The sequence below is a fragment of the Kitasatospora sp. NPDC054768 genome (assembly GCF_053612025.1).
In genome coordinates this window covers 37419-50976 of sequence record NZ_JBSHBN010000015.1, presented here as the reverse complement: position 1 = coordinate 50976, position 13558 = coordinate 37419, and the positions used below count along the sequence as shown (strand labels likewise).

The following is a 13558-nucleotide window of genomic DNA, read 5'->3' as shown; positions in this document are numbered from 1 at the left end:
GGGGAGCCGTGCAGGGTGTACCGCAGCCGCGGACCTGACGGGGAACCCGTCCGGGGTCAGACCGTGTGCAGGCCCTGTGCGGCGAAGACCGCCCGGGCTCGGGCGATCGGGTCCGGTGTGGGCACCGGGGTGTCGGCGAGGGGGAAGTCGAGCGTGGGGTCGAGCCGCTGTCCGGTCAGGTGCCGGTAGAGGGCGCGGTCCCAGGACTTGATGTCGAGCAGCACGAGGTCGGTGTCGGCGGCCACCGCGAGCCCGGCGATGCCGCAGGCCATGGTGCGCCGGACGGCCCGATCGTGCAGGGCCATCTCGATCCGCTCGTAGGCGTACCGGTCATCGCCCACGGTCACGGGATCCACCCGGGCATATGGTCGGGAAAGCGTCACGGCGGCAACCGCCTGGCTGGAAAAGCCGGAATCACACCCCCGCGGGCGGTTTGGACCGGGAGTCGGAGACACGTCGGTCGCATCGGTCGACAACCCTCAACAGAGCTGTTACACCAGGTGAGTTCAGCGCCTCGGGAGTGCTGCTCGTGTCGAACACTCCTTCCTGCGCGAGGGCAGAGAGGCAGCCATGACCCTTCGTCGTCCGGAAGTTGGAGAATGCGCTCAGTGAATTCACCGGAGAACACCGTTGCCGTCGGTCCTGGGGCGGGGCGCGGCGAGTCGGTCGCCCGTGCGGGCCAGGGCTCGGCCGAAGCCGTCGACGAAACGCCGGCTGGGGATGAACTCCCCCTGTGGGGAACGGAGTTGCCCCTGGCGCGGACGGAGGAGCAGCAGGCCGCGGAAGGCGCCGACCTGCCGGACCTCAGAGCGCAGCTGTACGAGGTGGCGGAGGCCTGGAAGGAAGCCGTGCCCGAGGGGCGGAGTACCGCCGGGGATCTGCGAGCGGTTCTTGAGGCCGATGTGGAGGCGCTCCAGGTCCACTGGCAGCACGTCGCCGCACTCCCCGACGCATCGGAAGCGCCGGCCGCCGACGGGACGGGGCACGTGGGTACGAGGAGCGGAGCGACGGCGGTGAACGCCGCACTCCGCGCCGTCGACCGGCACGCCCTCGCCCTTCGCGCCGTCCCCGAGTGGCAACAGCTTCACACCGTTCGTGACGCCGTCTCCCGCGTCTGGGACACGCTCGCCGAACGGGCCGGCGAGTCCGCGGGCCGTCTCCTCGACGACCGGCGCGTCGCGGAGTTCCTTCGCAACGTGTCGGTCCGCGCGTGCGAGACGATCGCCCGGCTCTCCCGGCTGGCGGCCGACCGCCTCCGTCCCGACCGGGCCGCGCTGCCGAGTGCGGAGGCCCTCCTGGCGCTCGGCAACGCGGCGAGTGCCTACGGCAGGTCGGCACGGCGGCCGGGCGACCTGCCCGCGGGAGAGGCGCTGCTCGTCCTCGGCGGTGGACCCCGCCCTGGGGAGCCCTGGTCCTGACGCGCGGGCGGGCGGGTGGTGGCGGTACGGGCGTGCCGGGCCGATCCGCCCGCCGCGGCGTCCCCCGCCTGCCGCCCGGCCGTCCTCACCGCAGCACGGACTCCAGGAAGTCGCTGCCGATCCGGGCCACGACCGAGATGTCGAGCTGGTGGAGGACGTAGCGGCCCCTGCGCCGGGTGATGACCAGCCCGGCCTTCTTCAGCACGGTGAGGTGGCGGGAGACCTCCGGGGCGGTGATGCCGTAGGCGTCGGCCAGCTCGCTGGTCGAGTACGCGCCGCGCGCGAGGTTGCGGCACAGGCTCATCCGCATGGGGTGGGTCAGCGCGTCCAGGCGCAGCTTGACCGTCTCCACCGGCTCGGCGCCGCCGACCTCGTGGGCGGCCGCCGGGTACTGGATCACGGGCTGCCAGCCCGGCCCGTACAGGGTGAAGAGGTGCGGCCAGCCGAAGACGGTCGGTATCAGGGTGAGGGAGGCGCCGCGGGCCTCGGTGCGGCCGTGGACGAGCTTGTCGACGACGATGCGGCTGCCGTGCTCGTCCTCCTCCAGGCTCAGTGCCGGTGACGCGGCCGTGAGTGCCTCCGCCAGGCCCTTGCGGCGCAGCAGCTCGCTCTTGTGCTGGGCGTCGGCGGCGAGCTGGACGCGGACCCGGCGCCAGGTGTCGGCGAAGAACGCCTGGTCGCAGTCCTCCAGGAGGCGCCGGATCCACGCGCGCGTGGCGGTGGGTTCGGCGAGCATCCGCTCGACGAAGGCCGCCTGGCGCGGGCCGCGCGCCGCCGCCAGGTCGAGCGCGCGGCGCCGCGACCACGCGTCGACCAGGGGCGACGGCAGGCCCTTGGGGTAGTGGCTGATGCTGCACGAGATCTCCAGGGCCGCACCGACGAACTTCTCGTCTTCCATGCGGTCGAGGTCGTCCAGTTCCTCGGTGAGGGTCTCCCGGGGCCGGGCCGGCATCAGGAAGTCGGAGCGCGTCGACCGCCACATGAAGTCGGCTTCGAGCAGCCGATCGGCCAGTTCCGGCTTGAGCGCGGCGGAGGTCGTCGTCGTCCACGCGTGCAGCCGGGAGTGGTGAGCGGGCTCGGCCAGCGCGTGCAGCGCGTTGCTCAGTTCGGCCAGGGGCGAGGGGCAGAAGGTGATCCGCTCGTGCGGCAGCCCGGTGATGTCAATGGTCACGCTCACCCCTCCATGGTGCCTGGCCGCCGCGACGCCGGGTCGGGCGGGGGGAGCCGTCCCGTCATTTGACGGGGGCCGTCAATCGACGGGACTTGTGGGGCCGCCGGGGTGCACGGTGGGCGCATGAACGCACTGCAGCAGCACCTCTTCGACAGCTACCGGGCCGCCCAGCACGCCGAGCCGGCCCCGCCGGCCCCCGGTACCCACGATGTCGCGGTGTTCCGTGCGGTCCGCGATCACCGCCGCTTCGAGGCCGTCCTCGCCGGCCGCCCGACCACCGGCCGCCTCCGCCTGGCCCTCCGCGCGGCCCTCCTCCGCCGCCGGCGGCCGGCCGGGGTGTGCCGGCCGTAGTGGTGGTCCTGCCGGGGCGGCGCCCCGGGAACGCGAGAGGACCCGGGAGCGTAGCCAGCTCCCGGGCCCCTGTTTGCCGCCCAATTGCGCACACCGGCACGTTTAAGGGTCGCGGATCAGGTTGAAATCGACGCGTTCTACCTTTGAACTACCGTGCCACGGAGCGGCACAGACAGGACTTGAACCTGCATTCGTCGATATTCGTCCGCACCCGGTCGATCCGGTGTTCGGCGGCGAATGCTGAGACTGGAGCGAGAGTCTGAGATTCAAGGGGTCTGCCTCTGCCTGCTTGGGCTACCCCGGCTGGTGGTGCCGGGGGGAGGACTCGAACCTCCACTGGGACCCCTGGTCAGCTTCAACGTCAGTGTCAGCTTTTCGCACCGTGCAGCGCACCCGCCCGGTCTCCCGGACAGGGTGTTCGACGCGCTCGGTGCACCCGCCCGGCTCCCCGGGCGGGCGATCATGGGGCTACCGGAAGAGGTAGCCGAAGACGGCGTCGCCGACCCGCTGGTCGGTGACCTCGACCGCGTTGGCCTCCTCGCGGGCGAACTTGACCGCCTGCTGGAGCTTCTCCACCCGCTCGGCGAGCTCGTTCACCCGGCGGGCCGGCAGCGCGCCGGAGAACTTGACCGTGGTCCAGTAGCCGACCGCGATGTCCTCGTAGTAGACCTCGACCTGGGCCGGGTGCTTCTCGGTGGCCTCGGCCTTGACGTGGTTGCGCGGCACCTTCTTGGTCCGGATGGTGCGCACCGGCTCGGTCTTCCAGGCGTCGGCGGACGGGTCGAGGTTCCAGGACTCGGAGGCGTCCAGCACCGGGAGCTTCTTCACGAAGGTGAACAGGTCGGTGAGCTGCTTCTCCAGGAAGAGCAGGTACGGCACCGGCACCCGGGCGAGGAGCACCTGGCCGTCGACCACCACGTCGGCGCTGGCACCGATGTTGGCCCAGTCCTTGGTGGCCGTCACGTCGAAGAGCCGGGTGAGGGTCTGCGCGGTGGACCGCAGGATGTCCTCGGCCTTCAGCTGCACACGGGTCGACTCCGGCGGCAGCTGCTCGCCCTCCTCGTCCTTGGGCTGGTAGGTGCGGGAGATCCCGGCCAGCAGCGCGGGCTTCTGAAGGTCCTGGTGGGCCTGCGTCAGCTCCTGGAAGGACTTGGACTTGACGCCCTTTTCAACGGCGATGATCTGGTTCAGCTTTGCCACGTCCGGGACGCTATCAGTCCCAAAGTGGTCGGCGACACCCAATTATTGACCGAGTAGTGGTTCTGTCCTGTGCGCTCCGCTCGGGCTCCACGGCCGTGCTGGTCCGATCGGATGGTGTCCTCCACCGCCCGGCCCCGTACGGGTGGCGGGGGACCGGGGCGGCGGCGGTCGGCGGGTTAGGTTCGGACGCGTGACCGGCAATGACGTGGTTCTGGCGCTGGTGGTGGTCACCGCGCTCGGTTTCGACTTCACCAACGGGTTTCACGACACCGGCAACGCCATGGCGACCTCGATCGTCACCGGCGCCCTCCCGCCGCGTGTCGCGGTCGGCGTCTCGGCGGTGCTGAACCTGGTGGGCGCCTTCCTGTCGACCGCGGTCGCCGCGACGATCGCCAGCGGTCTGGTGCAGAGCCAGGACGTGACGCTGACCGTGGTCATGGCGGGCCTGACGGGCAGCATCCTGTGGAACCTGACGACCTGGTACGTCGGGATCCCGTCGAGTTCCTCGCACGCGCTGATCGGCGGCGTGGTCGGGGCGACCATGGCGGCGGCCGGGGCCTCCGCCGTCAAGTGGCAGGGCCTCGTCGCCAAGGTGATCGTGCCGGCCGCCCTGTCGCCGTTCATCGCGGGCTCGGTCGCCGCGCTCGGCACCTACCTCGTCTACCGCGTCACCCGCGAGGTCTCCGAGGGCCCGCGCACCCAGGGCTTCCGGAGCGGTCAGGTCGGGTCGGCCTGCATGGTCTCGCTCGCCCACGGCACCAACGACGCCCAGAAGACCATGGGCGTCATCACGCTGGCCCTGATCGCCAGCGGCACCCTGAGCGCCGGGGCGAAGGCGCCGGACTGGGTGATCGGCTCCTGCGCCACGGCCATCGCGCTGGGCACCTACATCGGCGGCTGGCGGGTCATCAGGGCGCTGGGCAAGGGACTGGTGGAGATCGAACCGCCGCAGGGGATGGCCAGTGAGTCGGCCTCGGCCGCGGTCATCCTCTCCTCCACGGACTTCGGCTACTCGCTCTCCACCACCCACGTCGCCACCGGGTCGATCCTCGGATCGGGGGTCGGCAAGAAGGGCGCGGTCGTACGGTGGAACATCGCCCGCCGCATGGTGGTGGCCTGGGTGCTCACCCTCCCGGCGGCGGCACTGGTCGGGGCGCTGGCCTACTGGGTCGCCGACGGGATCGGCGGCACCGGGGGCGTCGTGACCATCTTCGCCGTCCTGGTGCTGGCCTCGATCGCCTTCTTCGTCGCGTCCCGCCACCCGGCGGTCACCCCGGAGAACGTCAACGCCGCGTGGACCGGGTCGGTCATCCCGGACCCGGAGCCCGTTCCCGCCACCGACGAGGTGGCCCCGTGAACTCCTGGGTCGATCTGGACGCGCTCTGGAAGATCGTCGTGGTCGGATTCCTCGCCGGCGCCGGTCTGCCCGCACTGTTCGCCATCGGTGTGCGCGCCCTCTACCCACCGGTCGGGATCGACGGGGCCGGGGTCTCCCGCCGCGCCGCCGGGGCGCTCGGCCGGACCGTTGCCGTGGTGTGCTTCGCGGTGGTCCTCGCCGCGATCGGCTGGGGCATCTTCATCATCGTCAACCACAGCTGAGTGCGGAGGCGGTGGTCGCCGCGGTGGCGCGCCGGCGGGGCGCGGGCGGCGACTGCGAGGTGGAAGGGCCGTCATGCCGGCCCCTCGACCATGGCGATCACCAGGGCGATGTAGTCCCGCCACCGGTGTCCGGTGAGTTCGGGGACGCTGCGTACGAGGAGGTGGGCGGCCAGGTAGCGCTCCACCGGCCGGACGTCGCAGATCGCGAAGAGCCGGTACAGGGCGTTGGTGCCGGTCCGGTAGATCAGGTAGTGGGTGCGGTCGAACAGCGTGCCATCGGGGTCGCTGCGGGTCAGCATCCGGTGGAACTCGCTGTAGCGGGTGCGCAGTTCGAAGTCCCAGCGTTCGGCGGTGGCCGGGTCGCCGAGGGCGGTCGCGCGGGCCCGGTACTCCTCGCCGCGGCCGGAGAGGTCGGCCCCGGCCGCCAGCAGCCGCTCGGCCCGGTCCCAGGCCGTGGCCGACCAGCGCGCCCAGTCCTGCTCCCAGCCCCGGGTGTCCCCGGCCGCCACGCGGCGGACCAGCTCCGTGGCGGCGGGGCCACTGCGCTCCCAGCGCTGATCGAAGGCCGCTCGGACCCGGCCGTCCGGGTCCTCGTGGACGAGGAAGTCCTCCAGGTGGGAGAGGAAGGAGTAGTGCCCGCCGATCAGCCCGTCCGGATGGGTGCTCGCGTGCGCCGCCAGCGCCGTGAGCACCAGCCGCACCCGGGCCTGCGCGGTGTCGCCGTGCTCCCCGAGGAACGCGCAGGCCGAGGTGATCGCGGGCAGCCCGGCGCGCATCAACTCGTCGCGCAGCGCAGCGGGTTCGGCCCCGAGCAGCGCGTGCAGGTCGGTCGTCGCGGCCGGGTCGACGGGCACCACCCGGACGGTGTTGTCCGGCACCAGCGGGCCGTACGGCGGGGCGATCAGCTCGGCCCGCCCGGCGACGGCGGCCTCGGCGAGCAGCTGTTCCCGCGTGCGGTCGGCGACGGACGGGTGCGCGGCCGCCCACGTCCGCAGCGCCCGGGCGGACTCCTCCGCCGCGGCGGCCACCCGCTCGGCCGGCCCCTCCAGTCGCAGCCGCAGGTGCGGCCCGAACCGCCAGTGCCGTTCGACGTGGGCGAGCAGCCCCTGCTCCGTCGCCCTGCGCGCGAGCGGCAGGACGGCCTCGCGCAGGGCGCGCGCCTTGACGGGCCGGTAGTGGTAGAGGATCACGTCGAGGGCGGTCCCGGGCGCGGGGCGGCCGGCCGGACCGCTCATCGGCTCACTCGTCAACTCAGTCGTCGGCTCGCTCATCGGGCGACTCCTCGGTGCGGCACCGGCGGGGCGGACGGGGGCGGGCAGTGGGTTGGGCCGGGCGGTAGGTCTCCAGGACGAGTTCGACCGTCCGCGCCGGTTCCGACTGCCCGCCGACGAGGGGCAGGGCCTCCTCCAGCAGGGCGCCGTGCGGGTGGCGGGCGAGCCACCGGCCCGGGCTGGTGCTTCGGCGCCGCTCAGTAGGGCTTGCTACAGCTCAGCAGGGTTCGGCAGGGCTCGGCACCGCTCAGGACGCCCGGCAGCGCGGAGCGTCAGAACCACGTCGTCGTCGGGTGCACGATGCTGGAGTTGGAGGAGGAGTTGCAGGACGTGGAGTTGGTGGACGCGCCGCCCTCCGGCAGCGCGATGCTGTCGCGCAGCGCGGTGACGGTCAGTTCGCCCAGGTCGAGGTCGAGGTCGAGGTCGAGGTCGAGGTCGTCGAGCGCGAGGACGTCCTGCAGGTGGTCGGACATGGAGGTCTCCCGAGGAGTGTCGAAGGGGTCGGCCCGGTAGATCGCCGGACCGGGTCCGTGCCGGAACGTGGGCCGGAAGCCCGACGACGACTCCTGGCAGGAACACGATCCCCGGGAGCCGCCGTCCTCCGGCAGCGCGACGGTGCCGCGCGCAGTGCGACGGTGTCGCGCAGAGGTGCCACATGCGTGCCTGAGCACACACGCGTGCTCAAGCGGGATGATGCGGATGCGCCTGGTCCCCCGTGGGCGCGCGGCTCGGACCGGATCGATACCGGCCGGGCGCCACCGTTTTACCGAGTCTAGGTCGAGGCTCGCTCCGCCAAGAGGGCGCTCCGGTCACATTGGCCGGTAATCCGCTGCGGCCCGCGGCGCCGGCCGCACCCCGCCGAGGCACCGCGGTGCCCGGTTCGCCCCATGCGTACATCCCTGAAACCTCGCCGGGCCCGGCGGGCGCGCCGTCCGCGGTGCGGTGCGGCGGGGGAACGGTTCGTCCCCGCCCCTGTGAAGAGGGCAGCTCCACGCCCCCTGCGACTGCCGACGGGTCCTTCACCCGGCCTTCACGCCTCCTGTCCCGCCCGCTCCGCTCGTCGTGCCCGCGCCCCGGCGGGGGAGAAGCCGGAGCGCGACCATCGGGATCCGGCCAGGGCAGGGCTTCCGGGCGCTCCGTTCGGGTGGTGGGCCGGCCGAGGGCGCCCGCGTCCGGCCCGTCGCGGCGGGAGGCGGCGGCGCGGTGCACGAGGATGGCCGCTCCGAGGAGTGCCGGGGAGCACCGGAAAGTCCCGGAGAGTCCCAGGCCGTGCGGCGAACGAGGTGCCGACCCATGATGACCGACGTTTTCAGCCGGTTCCAGTCGCTCCAGGACCCCGGCCTCAAACTCCTCCAGAGCGACGGCAGCGCCGACACCGATCTGCTGCTCCCGCTGCTGCGGAACCGCGACCGCGGGATCGACGTGCCGGGGCGCCGGGTCCTGGACGCCGCCCAACCGGACGGCCTCAACGTCCGGATGGTCCAGTACAGGGATGTCGTCGGCGGCCTGGCGGACGAGCACGGGACCGTCCTCGTCGCGGAGCGGGACCAGGCCACGCAGCTGTTCCTGATGTGGGTGTCCAGGACGGCGGCGCTGCACCTGAAGGCCGGGGCCACCCAGAACGTCAACGTCCACTTCCTCTTCCACCCGCCGACCGACCGGGACTGCTACGCCGCCACCGACTACTGGACCGGCACGTGCCGCATCGACGGGAAGGACCGCGGCTGCGTCACCGACAAATTCAAGGGGACGCAGCCCTATGTCAAGCTCGGCGAGCGCTACCTGTGCACGGACTTCCGGGCGGTCGCCCAGCACCTGCTGGCCTCGGACCGGTTCGAGCCGAACGTCCTCTACGTCGTCCCCGTGGCGTCCGTCGCGGGAGGCAATTTCAACGACCTGCTGACGGAGCAGGGCCTGACCCGGGCGGTCCAGGAGGTGCTCCTCTTCGCCTCCGGGAAGATCACGGGCCGCCCCGTCCAGGACGGCTTCCCCGAGTTCGGGCAGGTGATGCTCTCCGGCTACAGCCACAGCGGTGACCGCGTCGAGAAGCTGATGAAGGGCGCTGCCGACACACCGTTCTTCCGCCGCCACCTGTCACAGATCAACCTCTTCGACCCGAACCTCCAGGTGGGGGATGCGAAGGCCCGCCTGGAGCGCTTCCAGGCACTGCTGGAGAGGGCGTCGTTCTGGAAGCGCCGGGTCAACCGCGACGCCCGCGTCTTCGTCTACACCTCCTACGACGACCACCAGCGGGCGGTGCTCGGCAGCGGCCTGGGGCTGCAGAGCCCCACCACCGTCAACCTGGACACCGTGGAGTGGGAGGGCGGCAAGCCCGCGAAGGCCGCCCTGCGCAAGAAGCAGGGCGCGCACCCCAGGGGCACCGGGGTCGAGGCCTACAACCACGACCGCAGCGTGGGGCTGGTCCACCTGCCGCCCTCCTTCTTCCGGCACTGGCTGGAGCACCCGCTGGACAACCCGGCGGGCTGGGACCAGGACGCCCGGGGCAACGGCCACGGCCACGGCTGGTTCCTGCGCACTCTGCTGTCCCACGCCCTGTCCAACGCCACGCCCGAGTGGTTCGGCGAGCAGCGCGGCTTCAAGGCGGCGGGGCCGGTGGTCCAGCCCAGGCCCGCACGGAACTGAGCCCGCCGGTACGGGCGGGTCTGCCGATGCGGTGGCGTGCCCCGCGCCGGCGGCAGGCGCCACAGGACGTGCATCGTCCGAACGAACGTGTGCATCCTTCGGGCGGTACGCCTGCGGCCGGGGTGAGGGAGCCGGACTGCGGTGGGGACACCAAGGGGACCCTCCCCGCCTCCAGGAGTCCGACATGGCATTCGCCGTCACCTTCCTCGGCACGGCCCCCATCCCCACGGCGGGCTCCGGAACCGCCTTCAAGCTCTGGTCGTACCGCGTCGACGGCACGGGCGCCGACATCCCCGCCGGCCTGCGGATGGCCCTCGCCCTGCCGGACGGCGTCAGTGTGCAGGACCCCAGCGCCTACCCGGACGTCACCGCGCTGGACGGCACGTTCCTGTGGCGCGACCCGGTCACCGGGCTCAACTTCGCCGGGCGCACCGCGACCTCGCCGACCACGGTGACGATCACCTTCGTCGCACCGGCCCGCACCGCCACCGCGTCGGTGCGCCTGTTCAAGTCCCCGAGCGGCGCGCCGTGGAGCGCGGTCGTGTTCACCGTCGCCGGCAGCGGCGCGGCCGCCGACGGGCAGACCATGGTCCTGCCCGCCCCCGGCGTGCCGACGTTCACCGGGCGCCCGGTCACCGACTTCGAAGGGGCCCTCCCGTACGCCACCGAGGTCTTCGGCGTCTACCAGCCCCTGCTCGGATGGCTCGGCTCGCAGGCCGGCACCGCGGCCGCCGCCGTGCACCCCGGATCCCGGTTCGCGGCACTCGCCTCCGAAAGCTTCCGCGGCGACAACGCCCGGGTGCTGCGCGACCCGGCCCTGGCCGCGCTGGCCGAGTACTACCGCACCTTCGCCGCCCCCGATCTGGAAGCCGCGGCCGGCTCCCCGCCCGACTACGTCACCGGCCTCGCCGCCGCGACGGCCTCCGGCACGGCCCCGCTCACGCCCGTCGGGCTGGTGAACCTCTTCCGCCAGTACTTCTTCGAGTTCGACACCTTCCTCGGCGCGCCGTCCGGGCACATCTGGGTGAGCCCCGGCGGAACCGTCGAGGTCGTCGAGACCAGCACCCTGCGCACCCTGGTCGAGAAGACGACCACGGTCGCGGAGGAGACCACCCGCAAGACCGAGGACAGCCAGACCGACCAGGACGACGTGGCCGACGCGGTCAAGGAGGACAACTCCACCGATACCAAGCTCGGCGTGAGCGCCACCGGCGGAGTGAACGCCACGATCTACCACGCCGACGTCAGCGCCAGCTTCGCCACCCAGAACACGGTCAAGCGGGGGGCGGAGGAGACCCACAAGCACACCCGTACGCAGACCTCCAAGGTCAACACGGAGATCAGGCGCAACTTCAAGACGACCTTCAAGACGGTGACCGAGACCACCGACACCTCCAGCCGCCGCTACGTGCTGCAGAACGCCAGCACCACCGACCTGGTCAACTACGAGTTCCGGCGCAAGATGCGCAAGGTCGGCGTGCAACTGCAGCACATCGGCACCCGACTGTGCTGGCAGGTCTACCTCCCCGACCCGGGCCGGGACCTGGGGCTCGGTGACATGGTCCACGTCGTCGACGCGCCCGACCTCACGGCGATCCCCAAGCCCGCGGACATCCCCGACCTCGAAGACAAGCAGGTGCCCTTCCACTTCGAGGTGCCGTTCCTGCACGACCAGGGCCCGGACGAGGACGCCAAGCTGACCTACCTGCCGGAGAGCGGCAACGCCTGCCGCGGCATCAACCCCACCAGCACCCCCGGCGGACACGACGACATCGTCCAGTTCTGCTTCGACTTCCCGCTCCCGCCGGCCCCACCGGGCTACCGCCTGACCGGGGTCGCCTCGATCGACCGCCACGGAGCGCAGGCCAACTTCGCCCCGCTCGACTCGACCGACCTGGTACCCGACCCCGACCCGGACAAGAACACGCTCAAGATCCGCCTCACCTACGCCAACTGGCAGGGCCGCAAGTCCATGCCGTTCGACGCCGTACTGACCTACACGCCCACCGACGCCGCCAAGACCGACCTCCAGAAGCGGCGGGACGCCGCGCAGGCCGACTACCAGGCGGCGGTCGACCGGCTGGAGCACGAGGCCTACGGCAAGGCGGTGCGCGAACGGCTGCGCCTGGTCAGCGCGCTGACCCCGCGCCGGCCGGAGGTGCTGCGCAGCGAGGAACGGCGCGTGGTGTTCCGCGACATCCTGCGGCGCCTGGAGAACAACGGTCACTACCCCCAGGACCCGGACCACCCCCCGTTCGCGGAATCGGAGCAGATCAACCAGCTCTTCGACGTCGAGGAGATGCTCTACTTCGTCGCCCCGGACTTCTGGCGGCCCGGCCCGGTGGCCCCGCCCGCCCCCGACCGGAACAGCGCCGGCCGCTACCCGCTGCCGCCCGAGAAGCAGCCGCCCCTCCCCGACGGCACCGTCGAACTGCCGCTCGCCGGGCAGACGGTGGCCGGCTGGTACTCCCGCGCGGACGAGTACCGCACCTCGGGCGCGGCGGGCGCGCCCGCCCCCGAATGGCGGGTCGACTACCTCATCACCGAGGAGACCCAGCCGGCGCCGCTCGGCAGCTCGCTGGGCTGGCTGATCCAGATCGACGGCGACGAGCGCCGCAACGAGTTCCTCAACGCCGCCTGGGCCAAGGCCGTCATGCCCGTCAGGCCCGGACAGGAGGTCGCCGCGCTCGCCTGGCTCCTGGGCGTCGAAGGCGTGGCGGGGCTCGGCCTGCCCTACCCCGTCCAGCCCGGAGACCCGCCGGAGTACCAGAACAAGACGTACGGCGACGTCCTGCAGCTCCTCGCGGCCAAGCTCCAGGCCGCCAACACGGCGGTGGACAACACGCTGGCCTCGGAGAAGGTCTTCGAGACGGGATTCGACCCGCTGGAGGGCGGGTTCCGCCGGCCGGACGACCCGTACCAGATCTTCGACCAGTGGATCGAGGTCATGCCCACCGACCAGGTGGCGGCTGTCGCGGTCCGCTACGACCCGCGCACCGGGCAGCAGCTGTGAGCGCGGCGCGCGGCGGCTGAAAGGGCGGCCGGCCCCGGCGCCGGCACCCGCAGCTCGATCCGGACACCCCGGCGGCGGGCGACCCGGGGCGGGCGGCGGAGGGGCACCGCGCCCGGGTCCGCCTCGCCGCGCCCGTTCACCGGGATGCCGCTTCGCGTCGCTCCAGCCAGTCGAGGTACCAGGTGGCGAAGGTGTGGCGGTTCCCCTGCGCGTCGACGCACGGCTCGAAGGGCGGGTCGACCGCACAGTCCCGGTCGCGGAGCTCTCCGCGATGAGGGCCGACGACGACGAGCCAGCTGGTCATCCCGCACCCGTTGTCGCTGATGTGGATCGCGCCCCGGCCGCGTTCCACGCGCCAGATCTCGTCGCCGGCGTCGCCGAATACCTCGCGGTAGTCGTCCAGGCGGTTGGTGTCCCCGTCCCGGGCGGCGGGTTCGTACCCGGCGGCGCGAAGCGTCGCGGTCTGCCGGTCGGCCCAGCCCTCCGTCTCGACGAACGGGCCGCTGGGGTCCAGCAGCCAGGGTTGGTCCTCGTCGTCGTCCCAGACCCATCCCCACGTCCCGTCGATCCGGCGCAGCGAGGTGAGGTGGAGCGCCGGTCCGGGACCGCCGGCCCCGACCTCCGCCAGGAATGCGCGGTACTCACCGGGGAGTGCGACGCCGAACTGGGTCTCGGCCTCGGCGATCTCGGCGGGGGTCAGGGCGGGTTCGAACACCGGGTACCGGGACGGCCCGAGGCCACGGGCCCGACGCTCGGCCTCCTCCACCGCCATGACGCGTTCCCGGACTGACGACCAGTCCACCTGGGTGTTCATGGCTTTCCTGGTTCTCCTGGTTCTGCCGGTGGCGGAGACGGGCCTGACGGATGTTCGTCGTTCAGGGTAGTAGTCGCG

Annotated in this window: 12 protein-coding genes; 6 read left to right on the top strand and 6 right to left on the bottom strand. The window is 72.3% G+C overall.

Translation table 11 applies throughout. The features are described from left to right. Nucleotides 1–56: 56 nt before the first annotated feature. Nucleotides 57–347 (bottom strand): hypothetical protein, encoded by a 291-nt coding sequence (locus ACWGKU_RS06970; protein ID WP_452177555.1) that lies wholly within the window; start codon nucleotides 345–347, stop codon nucleotides 57–59. Between the two features lie 399 nt (nucleotides 348–746). Here ACWGKU_RS06970 and ACWGKU_RS06965 point away from each other — a divergent pair, with 399 nt between their 5' ends. Beyond that, the gene (locus tag ACWGKU_RS06965) at nucleotides 747–1418 is read left to right on the top strand and encodes a hypothetical protein (protein WP_401055094.1); all 672 of its coding nucleotides are present in this window, start codon (nucleotides 747–749) and stop codon (nucleotides 1416–1418) included. An 85-nt stretch (nucleotides 1419–1503) separates the two neighbouring features. Here ACWGKU_RS06965 and ACWGKU_RS06960 read toward each other — a convergent pair whose 3' ends face one another. Next, on the bottom strand, nucleotides 1504–2595 hold the full coding sequence (locus ACWGKU_RS06960) for a DUF5937 family protein (protein WP_452177521.1): 1092 nt from the start codon (nucleotides 2593–2595) through the stop codon (nucleotides 1504–1506). A 117-nt stretch (nucleotides 2596–2712) separates the two neighbouring features. On the opposite strand from ACWGKU_RS06960, the gene ACWGKU_RS06955 reads away from it, so the two are divergent. Further along, nucleotides 2713–2940, top strand: a complete 228-nt coding sequence (locus tag ACWGKU_RS06955; RefSeq protein ID WP_452177520.1) for a hypothetical protein — start codon at nucleotides 2713–2715, stop codon at nucleotides 2938–2940. A 468-nt stretch (nucleotides 2941–3408) separates the two neighbouring features. Here ACWGKU_RS06955 and ACWGKU_RS06950 read toward each other — a convergent pair whose 3' ends face one another. Beyond that, on the bottom strand, nucleotides 3409–4140 hold the full coding sequence (locus tag ACWGKU_RS06950) for a DUF7873 family protein (RefSeq protein WP_401050556.1): 732 nt from the start codon (nucleotides 4138–4140) through the stop codon (nucleotides 3409–3411). A 190-nt stretch (nucleotides 4141–4330) separates the two neighbouring features. On the opposite strand from ACWGKU_RS06950, the gene ACWGKU_RS06945 reads away from it, so the two are divergent. Beyond that, nucleotides 4331–5497: an anion permease gene (locus ACWGKU_RS06945; RefSeq protein ID WP_452177519.1), complete on the top strand. Its 1167-nt coding sequence runs from the start codon at nucleotides 4331–4333 to the stop codon at nucleotides 5495–5497. Further along, nucleotides 5494–5739: a hypothetical protein gene (locus ACWGKU_RS06940; protein WP_401050560.1), complete on the top strand. Its 246-nt coding sequence runs from the start codon at nucleotides 5494–5496 to the stop codon at nucleotides 5737–5739. The genes ACWGKU_RS06945 and ACWGKU_RS06940 overlap by 4 nt, the downstream gene beginning before the upstream one ends. Nucleotides 5740–5810: 71 nt before the next feature. Here the strand turns inward: ACWGKU_RS06940 and ACWGKU_RS06935 are convergent, their stop codons facing one another. Beyond that, a complete protein-coding gene (locus ACWGKU_RS06935) occupies nucleotides 5811–7010 on the bottom strand; it encodes a lantibiotic dehydratase C-terminal domain-containing protein (RefSeq protein ID WP_452177518.1) in 1200 nt (399 codons plus the stop codon). Nucleotides 7011–7282: 272 nt separating this feature from the next. Then, a complete protein-coding gene (locus tag ACWGKU_RS06930) occupies nucleotides 7283–7483 on the bottom strand; it encodes a thiazolylpeptide-type bacteriocin (RefSeq protein WP_452177517.1) in 201 nt (66 codons plus the stop codon). Nucleotides 7484–8303: 820 nt separating this feature from the next. Here ACWGKU_RS06930 and ACWGKU_RS06925 point away from each other — a divergent pair. After that, nucleotides 8304–9653, top strand: a complete 1350-nt coding sequence (locus ACWGKU_RS06925; RefSeq protein WP_452177516.1) for a hypothetical protein — start codon at nucleotides 8304–8306, stop codon at nucleotides 9651–9653. A 184-nt stretch (nucleotides 9654–9837) separates the two neighbouring features. Then, the gene (locus ACWGKU_RS06920; protein ID WP_401054167.1) at nucleotides 9838–12666 is read left to right on the top strand and encodes a hypothetical protein; all 2829 of its coding nucleotides are present in this window, start codon (nucleotides 9838–9840) and stop codon (nucleotides 12664–12666) included. Nucleotides 12667–12802: 136 nt separating this feature from the next. Here the strand turns inward: ACWGKU_RS06920 and ACWGKU_RS06915 are convergent, their stop codons facing one another. After that, nucleotides 12803–13480 carry an SMI1/KNR4 family protein gene (locus tag ACWGKU_RS06915; protein WP_401054169.1) on the bottom strand — a complete coding sequence of 226 codons (678 nt, stop codon included), beginning with the start codon at nucleotides 13478–13480 and terminating at the stop codon, nucleotides 12803–12805. Between the last annotated feature and the right edge of the window lie 78 nt (nucleotides 13481–13558).

Bases quoted from the DNA above. Each gene is read 5' to 3' on its own strand.
- ACWGKU_RS06915 (WP_401054169.1), bottom strand. From the start codon at position 13,480: ATGAACACCCAGGTGGACTGGTCGTCAGTCCGGGAACGCGTCATGGCG.
- ACWGKU_RS06935 (WP_452177518.1), bottom strand. From the start codon at position 7,010: ATGAGCGAGCCGACGACTGAGTTGACGAGTGAGCCGATGAGCGGTCCG.
- ACWGKU_RS06925 (WP_452177516.1), top strand. From the start codon at position 8,304: ATGATGACCGACGTTTTCAGCCGGTTCCAGTCGCTCCAGGACCCCGGC.
- ACWGKU_RS06930 (WP_452177517.1), bottom strand. From the start codon at position 7,483: ATGTCCGACCACCTGCAGGACGTCCTCGCGCTCGACGACCTCGACCTC.
- ACWGKU_RS06920 (WP_401054167.1), top strand. From the start codon at position 9,838: ATGGCATTCGCCGTCACCTTCCTCGGCACGGCCCCCATCCCCACGGCG.
- ACWGKU_RS06955 (WP_452177520.1), top strand. From the start codon at position 2,713: ATGAACGCACTGCAGCAGCACCTCTTCGACAGCTACCGGGCCGCCCAG.